Here is a 16814-nt window from a genome sequence, read left to right as displayed (position 1 = left end):
CTCATGAACTCCAGCACCGTCCTGAGCGAGGCCGCCGACAACGTCCGCTCCGTGTTGCTCGCCGGCCCGCCCGCCCGCGGCCCGGTCCGGTATCCGCTCGCCCCCGGCGCCGCCGACCGGCTGGACGCCGTCACCGGCGGCGACGCCACCCTCCGGTGGACCGCGCTCGCGGCGGCCGCCGCCGTGGTCCTGCGCCGCCTCGGGTGCGGCGACCGGTGCCTGCTCGGCACCGGCGAGCCGCCGCCGCAGGGTGCCCGGGTTCTCGTCGAGACGGACGCCGAGGTGACGTTCCGGGATCTGCTCGGCCGGGTCCGTGCGGCCGTCCTGACCGACATCGCCTCCGGCGCCGGTGGGATCCGCAGCCTCACGGCCGGGAGCGTCACGATGACGGTCGGCGGGGAGGACGTCGGCGGGCCGGGTGAGGACGTCGTCCTCACCGTCCGGGCCGGTGCCGTGGTGGGGGAGTCCGCTCGCCTGGACGCAACGCTGCTCACCGCCCTGGTCTCCGGGACCGCCGAGGTGCTGCGGGCCGGGCTGAGCCGGCCCGGCACCACCGTCGCCGAGTTGCCGATCCTGCCGGGCCCGGCCCACGAGGCGGTGGTGAACGGGTTCAACCGCACCCGCGACGTGCGGGGTGAACTCGCGTACCGGCGGCTGGTGCTGCAGCAGGCGCGGGAGCGCCCGGACGCCCCCGCCGTCCACGACGGGCGGGACGAGGTCGGGTACGCACAGCTCGCCCGGGCCGCGCTCCTGATCAGTGCCCGGTTGCGCTCCGCCGGCGTCGGCCGTGACGACGTGGTGGCCCTGATCGCCCCGCGCGACACCTGGTTCGTGGTCGCGGCGGTCGGGATCCTGTTCTCCGGGGCGGCCTATCTCCCGGTCGAGCCGTCGATCCCCGCCGCCCGTCGACACCGGTTGCTGGCCGGGGTACGGGCCCTGATCAGCGCCGGTGACCGGTCCGGTGACCGGTCCGGTGAGCAGCCCGGCGACGGCCCCGACACTGTCCTCGACCTCGGCGAGCTGCTGGCCGCCGCGCGGCTCGCCGATCTCGACCTCGACGACGACACCGTCGACGGTCTGCTCGGTGAGGTCCCGGATCCTCACGACCTGGCCTACGTCATCTACACCTCCGGCTCCACCGGTGATCCCAAAGGGGCCAGCCTGGAGCATCACTCGTTCCTGAACTTCATGCGTCTGCGGGCCCTCGACTGCGAGATGCGGCCCGGCACCGAACTGCCGCAGACCGCACCGGTGAGCTTCGACATCTCGGTCTGGCAGATGTTCGCGCCGCTGACCGTGGGGGCCACCGTGTGTGTGCTCCCCGACGAGGTCACGCAGGATCCCGCGGCGATGGCCGCCCTGATCGTCGATCACGGTTACGAGTACGTGGAGCTGGTACCGACTTTCATCGCCGTGCTGCTCGACCAGTTCCGGGCCGACCCCGAGCTGGCCGGCCGGGCCCGCTCTCAGCTGCGTGGGCTCATCTCCACCGGGGAGGTTCTCGGGGTGGATCTGGCCCGCCGGTGGAACAGCGAGATGCCGGGGGTGCCCCTGGACAACGCGTACGGCCCGGCCGAGTGCACCGACGACGTCACCCAGGGCCCGGTCGTGCCGGGGCCGGACGATCTGTACGCCCCGATCGGCAGGCCGCTGCCCAACACCCGGCTCTACGTCCTGGACCGCGACTTCCAGCCGCTGCCACCCGGTGTCATCGGTGAGATCTTCGTGGGCGGGGCGAACGTGGGGCGCGGCTACCACCGCCGGCCCCGGCTCACCGCCGCCGCCTTCCTGCCCGATCCGTACGGGGCACCGGGCACCCGCATGTACCGCACCGGTGATCGTGGCCGCTGGCGGGCCGACGGGGTTCTGGAGTGTCTCGGTCGCGCCGACACCCAGGTGAAGTTCCGGGGCCGCCGGATCGAGCTCGGCGAGATCGGCGTCGTCCTGGAGGCTCATCCGGACGTCGTACTGGCTGCGGTGGAGCTGGTCCGGGACGAGGGTCTGGAGCGGCTCGTCGGTTTCGCCGCTCGCCGTCCCGGCACCGACGTGCGCCCGGAAGCCCTGCTCGCCCACCTGAGCGAGCAGCTGCCGGCCTTCATGGTTCCGCACCTGCTGCTGGTCCGGGACGAGCTGCCCCTGAACCAGAACGGCAAGGTCGACCACCTGGTCCTGCGCCGCCTCGCGGGTGAGCACGTGGTCGCGGCCGGCACCTACGAACCACCGCGCGACGACCTGGAGCGCCTGCTCTGCACGGTCCTGGCCGAGCAGCTGCGGGTCGAGCGGGTCGGCCGGCGCGACGACTTCCACGACATCGGCGGCGACTCCATCGTGAGCATCCGGCTCACCCAGGCCCTGCGTGCCCACGGTGTCGTCCTGCGCCCGCGGGTGGTTCTGCAGTCAGGAACCGTGGAAGCGATGGCCGAGGCGATCCGGAGCGTCAGCGACGAGTCCGGAACGCCCGGGGCGCCGGCGGGAGTTCTCCCGCCCGACCTGGCACCCCTGAGCGCCGCCCAGGAGGATTTCTTCCGCTCGGGAACTCCCGAGCCGCACCACTGGAACAGCTCGGTGCTGTTCACCCTGCCGCAGTACCGTTCCCTCGCCCAGATCGAGGACGCGGTGGGCTCGCTGGCCGGGCGGCACCCCGCCCTGCGGTCCCGGTTCGTGCCTACCGGTCAGGGGATCCGGCAGGGGTGGAGCGACGCGGCGCCTCCGGTGAGCGAGTTCGTGCTCGCGCCGGACGATGCCGCCGGCCTGGACCGCCAGACGCACGCCCATGCCACCGCTCTGCACCGGTCCCTGAACCTGTACGACGGGCCGGTGTGCCGGGTGGGTGTCGTCCGTGGCCCGCAGCAGGACCGGCTCGTCCTGATCGTCCACCACGCGGTGCTGGACATGCTGTCCTGGGACATTCTGGCCACCGAGCTCTCCACCCTGTTGCGGGACGGACCGGCCGCGGACCTGCCCGCCCCCACCGCCTCGTTCCACGACTGGACCCGGCGCCTGGCCGAGGAGGCGCTGCGCGAGCCGGAGCGCTGGGCGCCGGGGCACTGGCTCGGTGACTGGTCCGCCGTGCCGATCACCGACGGCGACTGGGGCGTCCAGCGTGACCAGGTCGACTTCGTCACCGTGCTGGACGCCGGGTCCAGCACCCGGTTCCTGGAATCGCGACGGCATCGTGCGCCGGTGGGCGAGCGGCTCACCGCCGCCCTCGGGCGGGCGATCCAGGAGTGGCTCGGCTGCCCCGGCGGCGACGTGCTGGTCCAGCTGGGCGGGCACGGACGGGAGGACCTGTTCGACGACCTCGACGTCAGCGGCACCGTCGGATACTTCAGCACGGCCTACCCGTTCCGGCTGCCGCTGCCGGGCGGGCACGACGACCGGACGCACTTGGCAACCGTCAGCGACCGGCTGCGCGCGGTCCCCGGGCACGGCCGCGGCTTCGGGTTGCTGAGGTACGGGCATCCGGACCGGTCCGTCCGAGCGGCCCTGGACGCCGTGCCCACCCCGTCCATCATGTTCGACGTCCTCGGCGAGATCCGGTACGTGGACGCCGCCGCGCCCGGTTCCGGCCTGGACTTCCTGGGCACGCCCACCTCAGCGAACGCGGGCGAGGCCCGTTCCCCGCTGACTCCCCGGCCCGCGCTGATCGAGATCCGGGCCGGCGTCGTGGCGGGCCGGGTGAGCGTGGAGTGGCTCTTCAGCGCCGAGAAGATCGCGCCCGGCCGGGTGCACGACCTGGCCGACGAGTTCCTGGCGGCGTTGCGCCGTCAGACGGAAGGGGAGGTGCAGTCGTGACCCATCTCGTGGTGATCAATCCGGCGGGGCAGTACTCGGTGTGGCCCCGGGCCCGGCGGCTGCCGGCCGGCTGGCGGTCAGCCGGGTTCGACGGGAGCGAAGCGGCGTGCCTCGACCATGTCGACGCGACCTGGCTCGACCTGAGACCGGTCACGGAGCCGACCCGATGAGCGACCCGACCGACCCGACCGACCCGACGATCGGGCCGACGACTGGGCTGAGGCCTCGGCTGGCCGTGGTCTACGACCAGGGGCCCGCCAGCCCCTCCGACCTCGCGGTCTCCCTCACCGAGCGGATGGCGTGCATCTTCGTCGTGCCGGTCAACGCCCACACCGAGGCGGTGGCCCCGGTCCTGGCGTCGTTCGGGGAGGTCGTGCGGGCCGACGACGTCGCGCGGACCGCGCAGCGGCTGCGGGAGTTCTCCGTGGCGGGCATCGTGACCTACACCGAGCAGGTCCAGCGGCTGACCGCCGACCTGGCGGCGCGGCTGGGACTGCGTTTCCACAGCCCCCGCACGGCCGAACTGCTGACCGACAAGTGGCAGCAGCGAGCGGTCCTGCGCGCTGCCGGGATCGACGCGGTCCGCTCGGCCCGGGTCGACGCCCTGGCCGACTGGGAACCGGCTCTGTCCCGGGTGGGTCTGCCCGCGGTGCTGAAACCGGTCCACGGGGCCGCGAGCGGGAACACGTACCTGGTCGCCGACGCCGGGACCGGCCGGGAACTGGCCCGGCAGGTGCTGTCGCTGCCCGCGCCGGGGCACGTTCGCGGCGGCGGACTGGTCCTGGAGGAGTACCTGCCCGGGCGTGACTGCGCCCCGTTCGGCGACTACGTCTCGGTGGAGAGCGCTGTGCGTGACAGCCGGGTCACCGACATCGCGGTCACCGGGAAACTGCCGATGGTTCCCCCGTTCCGGGAGACCGGCCGGTTCTGGCCGTCCCCGTTCCCGGCGCCCGAGAACGACCGGATCCGCGACCTGGCCGGCCGGGCGGTGCGGGCGCTCGGGGTTCGCGACGGCCTGACCCACACCGAGGTCAAGCTCACTCCCGACGGGCCCCGGCTGATCGAGGTCAACGGGCGACTCGGCGGCGGGATCCAGGACCTGGCCCAGCGCGCGATGGGCCTCGACCTGATCGAGTACGCGGCCCGGATCGCCCTGGGGGAACCGGCGCCGCCGCGGATCGTCCCGGTCGGCCAGGTCTACTTCCAGGCGTTCCATCCGGCCCCGCGCAGGCCCGCCACCGTCCGCGGCCACGGCGGCACCGAGGCCGTGCGAGCCCTCGAGGGCGTGCAGCTGTGCCGGACCTACGTCCGTCCCGGGCAGCGCCTGGCCGGCGGTGTGGCCACCCAGGAACTCGGCCGGGTCAGCGGCGTGGTCGCCGACCACGACGCCCTGGCCACCCTGGTGAAACGGGTGGACCAGCACCTCACCTTCGAGTTCGCCCTGAGCGGGGAACCAGAACCCCGCACCGTCACCCGCGCCGAACTGGGCTCGCTGTGACCGCATCACCGTCCGGACACGATCGGGAGAGGACACCCGTGGCTCACGAGGCACACGAGCAAACCGCAGCAGAGACCATTCTCGTCGAGGTCTGGGAAGAGGTTCTGCAGACCAGCGGTATCGGGGCCGACGACGACTTCTTCTCCTGCGGCGGAGACTCGCTGCTGGCGATCCAGGTGATCGGCGAGGCACAACGGCGCGGCGTCACGCTCACGCTGATCGACATGTTCAGGTACCCGACGGTCCGGGGGGTGTGCGCCACCCTCGACCCGGCCCCCGAGCGCACCGGTGCCGGTCTGGACCTGCTCACGCCCGCGGACCGCGAGAAGGTCCCGCCCTCGGTCGTCGAGGCGATGCCCGCGACCCGGCTCCAGCTCGGCGTGATCTACGAGAGCCTGATGAGCGACGGCCGCACGTACGTCTGCACGAGCGCCAACGACGTGCGCCGCCCCCTCGACGAAGCGGTTCTGCGCACCGCGGTGCAGTACGTCACCGGCAGGCACGCGACCCTGCGGACGCGGTTCGACCTCAGTGAGTTCAGCGAGGCCATGCAGCTCGTCGAGGGGACGGCACAGATCCCTGTGACGGTCGCCGACCACAGCCGTCTGGGCGCCGAGGAGCTGACGGCGCGGACCACCGCAGTCATGACCGGGCTCAGTGACTCCTTCGACCCGGAGAAACTGCCCCTGCTGCGCCTTCACGCGGCGGTGCTGGGACCCGGCTCCTTCCGGCTCACCGTGGCCTACCACCACGCCCTGCTCGACGGCTGGAGCGCCGCGAGTCTGCTCAGCGAGCTGGTGTCGGTGTACGCCGGACTGCTGGAGGGCGAGCAACCGCGGTTGCCGGATCCGCTGCCGTACGCGCACTACGTCCGGCTGGAGCGGGAAGCCGCCCAGGACGCGGGATCCCGGGCCCACTTCACCGAACTGGCCCCCGCACCGGTCCCGTCCGACGTCACCCCGGCCGGCCCGGCCCGGCCCGCCGAGCTGCGCGCCCAGGTGCCCCAGGCCTCGGCCGACCGCCTGTTCGACGTGGCCGCGAGCCGGCATCTCCCACCGAAAAGCATTCTGCTGGCGGCCTACACGGCGGCCGTCGAAACGGTCCGCGGCGATCCGCTCCCGGCGGTCGCCGTGCTGACCAGCGGTCGCCCGGAGGAGGAGGGAGCCGATCTGACCCTCGGGCTCTTCGTCAACTACGTCCCGGTCCGCATCGACCTGACCGGGGCCACCTGGGCCCAGGCCGCCCGGCGCGCCTTCGAGGCCGAACGGGACATGCTGCCGCACCGGCGGTTTCCCTACGCCGAGACGCTCGCGATCACCGGCCCGGGCGCGTTCCAGGCCTCGTTCAACTACGTCCACCTGCGGCCCAGCCTGCGACTGGTCGAGGAAGGGCTCGTCGAGGCCGGGCAGTTCGCGGACGTCAGCATCGACATCCCGTTGTCTCTCGACGTCGCCAACACCGGAGCCGGTCTGGCGATCACCGTCGACTACGACCGAGCCTGCTACGACGAGACGTTCGCCACGCAGGTGCTCGCCACCTTTCTCACGTCGCTCGACCACATCGTCGCGGTGCCGGACGCGGTGGCCGACCCCCGGGCCGGGGTCGCGTGAGCGCCGGACCGGGCTCGGCGAACCCCAGAATCGTGCGCTCACCGCACGAACTCGTCAGCGCCGACACCTACGTCGACCTCGCGCCGATCGTCGAGCGGCAGGTGTTCCTCAAGTGTGAGGGCCTGAACTTCGGCGGCTCGATCAAGATGCGGGCGGCCGCCGCGATGGTGGCGGCCGCCGAGCGGGCCTCGTCGATCCGTGACGAGACGATCCTCGTGGAGTCGTCGTCGGGCAACCTCGGGGTGGCGCTCAGCATCATCGCGGCCAGCAAGGGCCTGCGCTTCACCTGCGTCACCGACTCCCGGTGCAACGCGACCACGGCCGCGGCCATGCGGGCTTTCGGGGCCGAGCTCGTCGTCGTGGACGAGCCCGACCCGGTCGGTGGCTACCTCCAGGCACGTCTGAACCTGGTCGCCCGGCTGTGCGCCGGGGACTCCCGCTACCTGTGGCTCAACCAGTACACCAACGGGGCCAACTGCGATGCCCACTACGACAGCACCGCCCGGGAGATCTTCACCGGATTCCCCGACCTGGACGTACTTTTCGTCGGAGTGGGCACCGGGGGGACAGCGGTCGGCTGCGGCCGGTACGTGCGCGACCGCCGACCACGGACGCGGGTGGTGGCGATCGACACGGAGGGCTCCGTGACCTTCGGCCACCCCTCGGCACCCCGCCGGATCCCCGGCCTGGGCGCCAGCGTCCCGCCACCGATGTTCGAGCTCGGCCTCTTCGCCGACACCGTGTCCGTCTCGGAGGCCGACACGATCCAGGTGTGCCGCCTGCTCGCCTCGCACGGCATGCTTTTCGGCGGTTCCACCGGAACCGTGCTCAGCGGTGCGCTGACCTGGCTGGACCACCACGACCCGGACCGCCGGCTGAACAGCATGTGCATCTCGGCGGACATGGGCGACCGCTACCTCGACACCGTCTACAACGACGAGTGGGTCGCCGAGCACTTCGGCGTGGCCGCCCTGGAGCCGATGCCGGGCACCGCCCGCTCCCGGGCCGCGGCCCCGGCCACGACCTGACGACTGCCCGAGGCAACGAAAGGACAGTGAAGACAAGTGTTCTCGTTCGACGTGGTCCCCGGGAGCGCCGTGCGCCCCGTCATCGAAGCCGGCCGCACCGACGTGCTCGACCTGGTGCGCGAGACCTACCTCCTGCACCGGGACGGCGGGACGATCAATCCCGACAGCTACTTCCTGCGGTTCCCGGAAAAGCCGGACTCCCGCATCATCGCCCTGCCCGCCTACGTCGGAGGAGACGTGCAACTGGCCGGCCTGAAGTGGATCGCGAGCTTCCCGGCCAACATCCGCTCCGGTGTTCCCCGTGCCTCCGCGGTCCTGGTTCTCAACGACTACGTCACCGGATACCCGGTGGCCTGTCTCGAGGCGGCCACGATCAGCTCCGCACGAACCGCCGCCTCGGCGGCCCTGGCCGCCGCCGCGCTGCGCCCCTCCGGCTACCAGGGAACCCGGATCGCCGTGGTGGGAGCCGGGATCATCGCCCGCAACATCTGCGACTTCCTCGAGGCAGCGGGCTGCGCCCCGGACAGCTACGTCGTGCACGACATCGACCCGGTGGCCGCCGCAGCCCTGGCGGAGCACGTCCGGAAGAGCATCGGCCGGCCGGTCACGGTCACCCCCGACCTGGCCGACGCACTCGCCGCGGAGACGGTCGTCCTCGCCACCACAGCCCTGGAACCGTACGTCACCACCCCGTTCACGGCCGGGCAGCTCGTGCTCAACATCTCCCTGCGTGACCTGGCTCCCGAGGTGCTGAGCGCCGCCCACAACGTCCTCGACGACGTCGAGCACTGCCTCAAGGCGAACACCTCGCCACACCTGACCGAGCAACTGACCGGCAACCGGGACTTCGTCGACGGAACCCTCGCCGACGTCCTGGCCGGTGACCTGGCCGTCGAACAGGACCGGCCGATCGTGTTCTCCCCGTTCGGCCTCGGCGTGCTCGACATCGCCGTCGGCGCCTACGTCGTGCAGCAGGCACGCACGGCCGGGACCGCCGTCGCCGTGCCGGACTTCTTCGGGGAGACCACCCGCTGGTGACGCCCGGTCCACCCCAGCACCCGACGGTCCACGCCGACAGCACCACCCAGACCGCACCCGCACACATCCCCGGCCCGAGCCGTCTCCGGACCGGGTCTGCCCCGACGTACGCCTCTAGGAGACTCCGTGGCCATGAAAGCCGACCTGACCGCGCTCGACGACAGCTACCTGCGCTGGGAGCAGGAGGGCGTCTCGCCCTTCTTCCCGATCGTGGAGTCGAACCAGGCCAACACCGTCACCATCGAGCCGCACGGTGAGCTGACCATGTTCGGCTCCTGCGACTACCTCGGCCTGTCGCAGCGCCCCGAACTCAAGCGCGCCGCGATCGAGGCGATCGAGCGCTTCGGCACCAACACCTACGCGTCCCAGCTCATCTGCGGTCACACCCGGATCCACCACTCGGTGGAGGAGAAGCTGCGCAAGATGTCCGGCGGGCGCGCGGCCATCATGTTCCCGTCCGGCATGTCGGCCTCAGCCGGATCAGTGTCGGCGCTCGCCGGACCCGAGGACGTCGTCATCAACGACCGGCTGTCCCACAGCTCGCTGTTCATGGGCAGCCGGCTGTCGGGCGCGGAGGTGCGCACGTTTCCGCACAACAGCACCAAGCGGCTGGAGACGCTGCTCAAGCAGACCGGTGACAAGCGTCGCCGGGTGATCGTGGTCGACGGCCTGTACAGCGCGGACGGTGACTACGCGCCGCTCGACCGGATCGTCGAACTGGCCGAGGCCTACGACGCCAAGGTCGTCGTCGACGAGGCCCACTCGTTCGGTTCGATCGGCCCCAGCGGACTCGGTGTGGCCGAGCATTTCGGGGTGCTCGACAAGATCGACGTCCTGGTCGGCACGATGAGCAAGACCCTGGGCAGCATCGGCGGTTTCGTGCTGACCCACGACTGGTTCGAGCGGCAGCTGCGCTACATGTCCGCCTCCTACACCTCGTCGCGGGGCTCGGCGCCGGCCGTGGCGGGCGCGACCCTCGCGTCCCTGGACCTGCTGGAGCGGCAGGGGGACGAGCTGCGGGCGCGTCTGGTGGCCAACACCGAAAAGCTCACCGCGGCGCTGCGGGAGGCCGGACTCGACCTGATCAACACGCGTAGCCACATCGTGCCGGTGCTGGTCGGCGACGAGGACCGCACCGTCAGTGTGGCGAAATGGCTGATGGGGCAGGGACTCATCGTCGCACCGTTCGTCTACCCGCACGTGCCGGCCGGTTCGGGCCGGCTCCGGGTCGGCGTCTCCAGCCGTCACACCCAGGACGAACTCGACCACCTGGTCGGCGCGCTCACCGAGGCCAAGACGAAGTTCGGGTTCTGAGCCCGATGGATTTCGACCCGACTCCCGAGCAACGTGAGTTCTGCGCCGTCCTGGAGACCTTTGCCGAGAAGGAACTCAACGACGACCTGGTACGGCGTGACCACGAGGGCGAGTTCTCCCGGGAGAGCTGGCGCAAGGTCGCCGAGGTGGGGCTGCTCGGTCTTCCGATCCCGCCCGAGTACGGAGGTGCCGACGCGGACGCGGTCACCATGATGACGGCCCTGGAGGCCGTCGGATTCGGCTGCCGCGACAACGGTTTGCTGTTCTCGGTGCACGCGCATCTGTGGGCCGGGGTCTCCCCGATCGTCCGGTTCGGCAGCGCCGGGCAGAAGACGCGGTACCTGCCGCCGATGGCGAAGGGCGAACTCATCGCCGCGCACGCCATGTCAGAGCCCGGCTCCGGGTCGGACGCGTTCGCGATGTCCACCACCGCCGCTCGCGTCGGCGACCGGTACGTGCTCAACGGGACGAAGACCTTCGTCTCCAACGCGCCCGTCGCCGATCTGTTCGTGGTCTTCGCCGTCGACCCCGACCGTCGGGGCTTCTCCGGCGTGAGCGCCTTCCTGGTGGACCGGGAGACCCCGGGCCTGAGCGTCTCGCCGGCGATCGGCAAGTCCGGGTTGCGCACCTCGCCGATGGCCGAGGTGATCCTGGACCATTGCCCGGTTCCGGCCTCCGCGCTGCTCGGCCGGGAGGGCGCCGGCGCGGCCGTCTTCACCTGGACGATGGAGCGTGAGCGGAGTTTCATCCTCGGGACCGCTCTCGGCACCATGCGCCGCGACCTCGAGCGATGTGTCAGCCACGCCCGAACCCGCAGACAGGGTGGTCAGGCGATCGGTGGGTACCAGGCCGTCTCGCACCGGATCGTGGACATGCGGATGCGGCTGGAGGCCTCCCGTCTGCTGCTGTACCGGCTGGCCTGGCTGATCGACCGGGACCGGCCCACCCAGGTGGAGGCCGCCCTGGCGAAGGTGTTCGTCAGTGAGAGTTTCGTGCAGTCCGGCCTGGACGCCGTTCAGGTGCACGGCGGTTACGGCTTCACCACCGAGTACGAGATCGAGCGCGACCTCCGCGATTCGCTGGCCGGCCGGCTGTACTCGGGAACGTCCGAGATCCAGCGCAGTCTGGCCGCCCACCAGATGGGGCTCACTTCCCGCGGCGCCCGCCGCTGATCCGAGAGGACGATCACATGCCCGTCGACACGACGAACGTCAAGGACGCTGTGCGCACCTTCATCATGGAAGAGCTCGAATGGCCGGGAACGGCCGAGGAACTCACCGACGACACGTCTCTCATCCAGGCCGGCGTGATCGACTCGCTGAGCCTGCCCGAGGTCGCCCACTGGATCGCCAGCGAATACCGGATCGCGGTCCAGGAGATGGATCTGGTCGCGGCCAACTTCGAGACCCTCTCGGCGATCGAGGCTTTCGTCCGCCGGGGTGCGAGCGCGTGACCGCCCCGGCCCCACGCTCGCTGCCCGACCTGCTGCGGCGCTCGGCCGCCCGGTACCCGGACCGGCCGGCGGTGGTCGACGGTGCCCGGCCGGTCAGCTACGCCGAACTGGACGCGGCGTCGGACCGGATCGCCGCGCGGCTGGTCGCGGCCGGCGTCCGCCGGGGTGACCGGGTCGGCATCCACCTGCCCAAGTCGGCCGAGGCCGTCGCGGGGGTGTACGGGATTCTCAAGGCCGGTGCCGGCTACGTTCCCCTGGATCCCCAGGCGCCGGTCGCGCGGCTGCGGGGTATCGCCACCGACTGCGGTATCAGCGCTCTCGTGACCGACGCCCGTGGGTCCGCCGGTGCGCTGGCCGATCTGCCGGGTCTGTTCACCGTGCTGGTGGCGGACCTCAGCGCCCCGACAGCGGAGCCGGCGGGGCCGGAGGTGCCGCTGCCGCGGACGGGACCCGACGACCTCGCCTATGTGCTCTACACGTCCGGGTCGTCCGGGTCGCCCAAGGGCGTCACCCTGACCCACGGCAACGGGCTCGCCTTCGTCGAGTGGGCGGCGCAGGAACTGGACCTCTCTGCGCACGACCGGCTCTCCAGCCATGCCCCGTTGCACTTCGACCTGTCGATCTTCGACCTGTACGCGGCCGCGTACGCCGGTGCCGCAGTGGTCCTGGTGCCGGTGAAGGCTCTGGTCTTCCCGGTCGATCTCGCGCAGTTCATCGAGGACGCCCGCGTCACCGTCTGGTACTCGGTGCCGTCGGCCCTGACGCTGCTGGTCCGGCAGGGAAGCCTGACCGCGGGCTGCTTCCCGCAGCTTCGGGTCGTGCTCTTCGCGGGTGAGGTCTTCCCGGCCCCGGCCTTGCGGTCCCTGATGGCCGGCGTGCCCCACGCCCGTTTCGTGAACCTCTACGGGCCGACCGAGACGAACGTCTGCACCTGGTACGACGTGACCCGGCCGCCGTCCTCGGACACCCCGGTACCGATCGGCCGGCCCATCGCCGGCACCACGGCAGTTGTCGTGGGCGACGACGGCCGCCTGGTCGCGGCCGGGCAATCCGGTGAGCTGCTGATCAGCGGCCCGACCGTGATGCGCGGCTACTGGGGCGATCCGGACCGCACGGCCCGGGCGCTCGTCCGGAACCCGGCCGGCGCGCCGGCCTACCGCACCGGTGACATCGTCCGGCGCAACGCCGACGGTGAGCTTGTCTTCCTGGGGCGGCGCGACCACCAGGTCAAGACCCGCGGCTACCGGGTGGAGCTCGCCGAGATCGAGGCCGCGCTGTACCGGCATCCAGCGGTTACCGAGTGCGCGGTGATCGCGGTTCCCGACGAGCTGGTGACCAACCGGCTCGTCGCCTGTCTGGTGCTGAGCGCCCCGGCCGCGCCGCCCGGCCTGGCCCGCTCCTGCCGGGACAGGCTGCCGCGGTACATGATTCCGGACCGCTTCGAGTTCTTCGAGACGCTGCCCCGGACCTCGACCGACAAGATCGACCGCACCGCCCTGGAGGCTGCGGTGCGGGCCGGCGGATCAGTTCCGGCCTGACAGTGGCTGGACGGTGGGGCCGCCGGGGGGCGGCCCCACCGTCGCCGGGTCACGGGTTGACGAGCAGGTCGGCTGCGGTACGCACGACGCTGGTGCCGACGATGTCGAACTCGTAGTGCAGCACCTGCGTCACGGCCCGGACGAGCGCGGGCAGCTCCGCGTGGCTGTCCACGACACCGCAGGTGAGATCGAGCCAGTTGCTCGAGGTGCCGCCGACCACGGTGCCCGGCCGGGCGTAGGCCCGGTAGGCGGTGACCCCGGGCAGGGCCAGAGCCTCACGCCCACCCCAGCTCCGCCGGAGGAACCCGTTCGTGGTCGGTCCGGGGGTGAAGAGCTGGAAGTACACCCGGTCGGGGCGTACCGGTGCCAGCTCGACCGGCCGGCCGAGAGCGATGTCAGCGCCCAGGCGGATGGTGTCGAGCCCGGTGGCCCGCGCTGCCAGGTCCGGCTGCAGGCCGCCCAGACGCCCGTTGACCTCGATGATGCGCGGACCGTCCGCGGTCAGCTTGATCTCGGTGTGAGCCAGCCCCGTGGTCATCCCGAGCGCGGTGATGGCCGAGCCGGCCAGCCGGCTCACCTCCGCGGCCAAGTCGTCGTCGAGCCGGGCCGGCCAGAACTGCCCGGATTCGCGGAACGGTGGGGCGAGCCGGAACTTTCCCGTGATGGCGTACTGCACCGGCCCCGAGGGGAGAACGGCGCTCTCCACCGAGACGTAGTCGCCGTAGGGTTCCTCCGGTGCCGTTCCCCGGAGGAATTCCTCCATCACCAGCCGCTTCTCGACCGTCAGGTAGTCGGTGACGGCCTGCCGGCCCTCGTCGGCCGTGTGGACCAGCAGTGTGTTCCGGCTGCTCTCGCCCTGGGCCGGTTTGATCACGGCCGGAACGCCGACATGGGCCAGGGCAGAGGCATAGTCGTCGATCGAGCGGATCTCGGCCGTCGCGACGACGTCGGCGCCGCCCTCACGCAGCGCGGCGCGTTGCGCGGACTTGTCGGTCAGGGCGGCCACGGCCGGCGGCGGCGAGTAGGCCAGGGCGCAGCGGTCCGCGAGATCCGCGGTGGCCTGCAGCATCCGCTCGCTGTAGGTGACGATTCCGGTCACGCCCAGAGCCCGCAGCCGAGCCGGGAGGTCGGCATCGCTCAGGTCCAGCACGGCCCGGCTGCACGACTCGAAGACGACCCGGGCGTTGCGGGCCGTCTCCGTGTCAGCGAGCACGATCACCAGGCCGTCGTCGTCGGCGAGACTCGCGATGATCTCGCCGGGAGCGGCCGATCCCTTGTCGTAGACCACAACTATGGGCACAGCAGGAACCACCTTCGTCGGAAGCGGTGGACAGGGACGCGCACTCCGTTGCCCGGATGGTCACGTCACGCCCGCGATATGCGGGACGGCGAAACGAACTCATGCCATTATCGGCGGCATGGCAGACACTTCACCCTCGTTTATACGCTTTGTCCGGCTGGGGCCGGAAGTTTTCGAGGCATTGATCGCCGGTGACCTGGACACCGCCCGGACGCTGAGCGGTATCCCTCTCACGGAGTGGTTCCTGTCCGACGAGGTCGACTGGATGTGGAAGATGCGCCTGGAGCAGATCGCGGGCGATCCCACGGCGGCTGACTGGGTCGTGCGGGCGGCCGTGGCCGAGCCCAGTGGTGTGCCCGTCGGCGCGGGGGGTTTCCACGGCCCGCCGGACGAGGCCGGCATGGTGGAGGTCGGCTACGGTACCGACCCCGCGCATCGTCGGCGGGGTCACGCCCGGGGCATGGTCGCCGCGCTGCTGGAGTGGGCCGCTGCCGAGCCCTCGGTCGTCACGGTCCGGGCCAGCATCAGCCCGACGAACGACGCATCCCTCGCCACGATCGCCGGTTTCGGGTTCACCCACGTCGGCGAGCAGTGGGACGAGGAAGACGGAATCGAGCACCTCTACGAACGCCCGGCCCGTACCTGACCGCACCGCGGGTGGGCGTCAGTCGCCGGCTCGAACCGTGCGTCGCTGGAGAAGGCGACCGGCCGGGACGCGGATTCCGGCGTCCCGGCCGGCCGGGCAGGGGGCGTCGGGCCACTCGCCGCCACCGATTCGGCGGCCTTGCGGTCCAGGGCCCTCTGCTGCCGGTGGAACTGCTTCTCAACGCCCTCGGAGCTCCGGCCGAGCCGGTAGATTGCAGTCCAGGGGACGACGAGGTCGCCGCATCGAACCTCCTGTCCGGCCAGGAGCGCGCCGTCACCCTTCGTGCAGGTGATGGGCGGTGGTGTGTAGGCCGGGTCGGAAGTGCCTGCTGTCAGCACCTTCTGGTTCGGGGCCGACGACGCCTTCGCCCTCGTCCGGGGACGGGCCTTCCTTCACAACGATGACGCGGCGGTCGGCCCGCACCATCTGCTGCGGGGCCTGTCGCACGTTCCTCAGGTGGAGGCCTTCGACGTCACCGACGACGTGCCGCGCCAGCTGGTCCGTCAGCAGGACCCCGAAACCGTTTCCGTCCGCCGGTTCAACGGCCGCCGAGAGTGCCTGCTTCCCGGGCAACCGCAGTCGCCGTCTGCTGGAAGCCTTGGGTCTGTCGCCCTCCGAACTGCTGCGGAAGAGCCGGCCAGGTGATGGGCGAGTCGCAGAACGCCACCTGCAGCCGACTGCACCGGGACGGGGCGGGCGCCGACGTTGTCTTTCAAAGAGGTTGTCAGTAGGTCACTTTCCTGGCCTACGTCCACCCGCATGGTCCAGGCCCGAATCTTCCCGTGCCCGTGGGGCCCGCCCTGGCGACCTCGGTCACGATGGATTCTCCGACCTCCGAGGTGTGAACTCCCTCGGACCCTCGAACAACTGCCGGTTCTCAGGTGTGCTCAGAAATCTCTGGACGGCCGCCACGACAGCACCTAATGTTCATGTTCCGGAAGATCATTCCGGTTTGTCTGATCTGTGGGGGATCTGTGCGAGACGTCAAAGTGGGGGCATGGGCGCGCCGGGCGCTGGTCAGCGGTGCGGCGGTGGTTCTGGCCCTGGGAACGGTGGGCGGTGCTGCGCCGGCTCAGGCGTCGGTGGCGCAGGGATACATTGCGGGATCAGGGGTTCTGACCGACGACTGGGGTGACGAGGGCACCATCTCGGCGACGGTCCGCAGTCACAGCAACGCGGTCATGCTCTGGCAGTCGGTGCTCGTCTCGGACGGGTATCTGACCATCTACGACGCGGACTGCTGGTTCGGTGCGGACACCAAGGCCGCGACCAAGAAGTGGCAGGACGACCACGGTCTCGAGGCCGACGGATCCGTCGGCCCGCTGACGTTCGGCAAGGCCGACGACAATCTGGTCTGGTCGGGCGGCCGCATCGTCTACCAGGGCAAGAACATTAAATTCAACGCCCTGGACCGCGACAGCAACGGCTACTACTACTTCTACCAGACCGGCGACAAGGTGTCCTACACCAGTTCGTCGGTCTGCGACTGATCCGGCCGACGGCCGATTGTCAGAGGTACTGGGCACCAACAGTATTCGGCAGAACGGGCGTCGGAACGCCGACGGGTACCGGTTGGACGTCGGGTACGCCGTGA

14 protein-coding genes are annotated in these 16814 nt (G+C 71.1%); 13 read left to right on the top strand and 1 reads right to left on the bottom strand.

From position 1 onward, the window contains the following. Positions 1-3 precede the first annotated feature (3 nt). The 10 genes from J2S57_RS29710 (at position 4) to J2S57_RS29665 (ending at position 13274) form a co-directional block, all read left to right on the top strand. Positions 4-3795 carry a non-ribosomal peptide synthetase gene (locus J2S57_RS29710; RefSeq protein WP_307249150.1) on the top strand — a complete coding sequence of 1264 codons (3792 nt, stop codon included), beginning with the start codon at positions 4-6 and terminating at the stop codon, positions 3793-3795. Next, positions 3792-3965, top strand: coding sequence for an MbtH family NRPS accessory protein (locus tag J2S57_RS29705; RefSeq protein WP_307249148.1), 174 nt, complete (start codon positions 3792-3794; stop codon positions 3963-3965). Before J2S57_RS29710 ends, J2S57_RS29705 begins: the two co-directional genes overlap by 4 nt. Beyond that, complete coding sequence (locus J2S57_RS29700) at positions 3962-5293, top strand: ATP-grasp domain-containing protein (protein WP_307249146.1); 1332 nt, start codon at positions 3962-3964, stop codon at positions 5291-5293. The genes J2S57_RS29705 and J2S57_RS29700 overlap by 4 nt, the downstream gene beginning before the upstream one ends. Before the next feature lie 38 nt (positions 5294-5331). Continuing rightward, positions 5332-6903: a condensation domain-containing protein gene (locus tag J2S57_RS29695; RefSeq protein WP_307249145.1), complete on the top strand. Its 1572-nt coding sequence runs from the start codon at positions 5332-5334 to the stop codon at positions 6901-6903. Next, complete coding sequence (gene sbnA, locus J2S57_RS29690) at positions 6900-7931, top strand: 2,3-diaminopropionate biosynthesis protein SbnA (protein WP_307249142.1); 1032 nt, start codon at positions 6900-6902, stop codon at positions 7929-7931. Before J2S57_RS29695 ends, sbnA begins: the two co-directional genes overlap by 4 nt. Before the next feature lie 36 nt (positions 7932-7967). Continuing rightward, a complete protein-coding gene (sbnB, locus tag J2S57_RS29685; RefSeq protein ID WP_307249140.1) occupies positions 7968-8969 on the top strand; it encodes a 2,3-diaminopropionate biosynthesis protein SbnB in 1002 nt (333 codons plus the stop codon). 132 nt (positions 8970-9101) lie between these two features. Then, positions 9102-10283 (top strand): aminotransferase class I/II-fold pyridoxal phosphate-dependent enzyme, encoded by a 1182-nt coding sequence (locus J2S57_RS29680; RefSeq protein ID WP_307251141.1) that lies wholly within the window; start codon positions 9102-9104, stop codon positions 10281-10283. 5 nt (positions 10284-10288) lie between these two features. After that, on the top strand, positions 10289-11455 hold the full coding sequence (locus J2S57_RS29675; RefSeq protein ID WP_307249137.1) for an acyl-CoA dehydrogenase family protein: 1167 nt from the start codon (positions 10289-10291) through the stop codon (positions 11453-11455). 17 nt (positions 11456-11472) lie between these two features. Then, the gene (locus J2S57_RS29670) at positions 11473-11736 is read left to right on the top strand and encodes a phosphopantetheine-binding protein (protein WP_307249135.1); all 264 of its coding nucleotides are present in this window, start codon (positions 11473-11475) and stop codon (positions 11734-11736) included. Continuing rightward, positions 11733-13274, top strand: a complete 1542-nt coding sequence (locus J2S57_RS29665) for an amino acid adenylation domain-containing protein (protein ID WP_307249133.1) — start codon at positions 11733-11735, stop codon at positions 13272-13274. Before J2S57_RS29670 ends, J2S57_RS29665 begins: the two co-directional genes overlap by 4 nt. Before the next feature lie 49 nt (positions 13275-13323). On the opposite strand, the gene J2S57_RS29660 is transcribed toward J2S57_RS29665, so the two are convergent. Next, positions 13324-14574 carry an ATP-grasp domain-containing protein gene (locus tag J2S57_RS29660; protein ID WP_307249131.1) on the bottom strand — a complete coding sequence of 417 codons (1251 nt, stop codon included), beginning with the start codon at positions 14572-14574 and terminating at the stop codon, positions 13324-13326. Positions 14575-14692: 118 nt separating this feature from the next. On the opposite strand from J2S57_RS29660, the gene J2S57_RS29655 reads away from it, so the two are divergent. The 3 genes from J2S57_RS29655 to J2S57_RS29645 all read left to right on the top strand — a co-directional run bounded on the left by J2S57_RS29655 (position 14693) and on the right by J2S57_RS29645 (position 16710). Further along, positions 14693-15220, top strand: a complete 528-nt coding sequence (locus J2S57_RS29655) for a GNAT family N-acetyltransferase (RefSeq protein ID WP_307249128.1) — start codon at positions 14693-14695, stop codon at positions 15218-15220. 321 nt (positions 15221-15541) lie between these two features. Continuing rightward, the gene (locus J2S57_RS29650) at positions 15542-15865 is read left to right on the top strand and encodes a hypothetical protein (protein ID WP_307249126.1); all 324 of its coding nucleotides are present in this window, start codon (positions 15542-15544) and stop codon (positions 15863-15865) included. Positions 15866-16194: 329 nt separating this feature from the next. Next, on the top strand, positions 16195-16710 hold the full coding sequence (locus J2S57_RS29645) for a peptidoglycan-binding domain-containing protein (RefSeq protein WP_307249124.1): 516 nt from the start codon (positions 16195-16197) through the stop codon (positions 16708-16710). The last annotated feature ends 104 nt before the right edge of the window (positions 16711-16814 follow it).

It is taken from the genome of Kineosporia succinea (genome assembly GCF_030811555.1).
Taxonomy (GTDB): Bacteria; Actinomycetota; Actinomycetes; order Actinomycetales; family Kineosporiaceae; genus Kineosporia; species Kineosporia succinea.
The sequence above is the reverse complement of the archived record's forward strand: the minus strand, read 5'-3'. Positions and strand labels throughout refer to the sequence as shown.

Bases quoted from the DNA above. Each gene is read 5' to 3' on its own strand.
- J2S57_RS29710 (WP_307249150.1), top strand. From the start codon at position 4: ATGAACTCCAGCACCGTCCTGAGCGAGGCCGCCGACAACGTCCGCTCC.
- J2S57_RS29700 (WP_307249146.1), top strand. From the start codon at position 3,962: ATGAGCGACCCGACCGACCCGACCGACCCGACGATCGGGCCGACGACT.
- J2S57_RS29680 (WP_307251141.1), top strand. From the start codon at position 9,102: ATGAAAGCCGACCTGACCGCGCTCGACGACAGCTACCTGCGCTGGGAG.
- J2S57_RS29675 (WP_307249137.1), top strand. From the start codon at position 10,289: ATGGATTTCGACCCGACTCCCGAGCAACGTGAGTTCTGCGCCGTCCTG.
- J2S57_RS29655 (WP_307249128.1), top strand. From the start codon at position 14,693: ATGGCAGACACTTCACCCTCGTTTATACGCTTTGTCCGGCTGGGGCCG.
- J2S57_RS29670 (WP_307249135.1), top strand. From the start codon at position 11,473: ATGCCCGTCGACACGACGAACGTCAAGGACGCTGTGCGCACCTTCATC.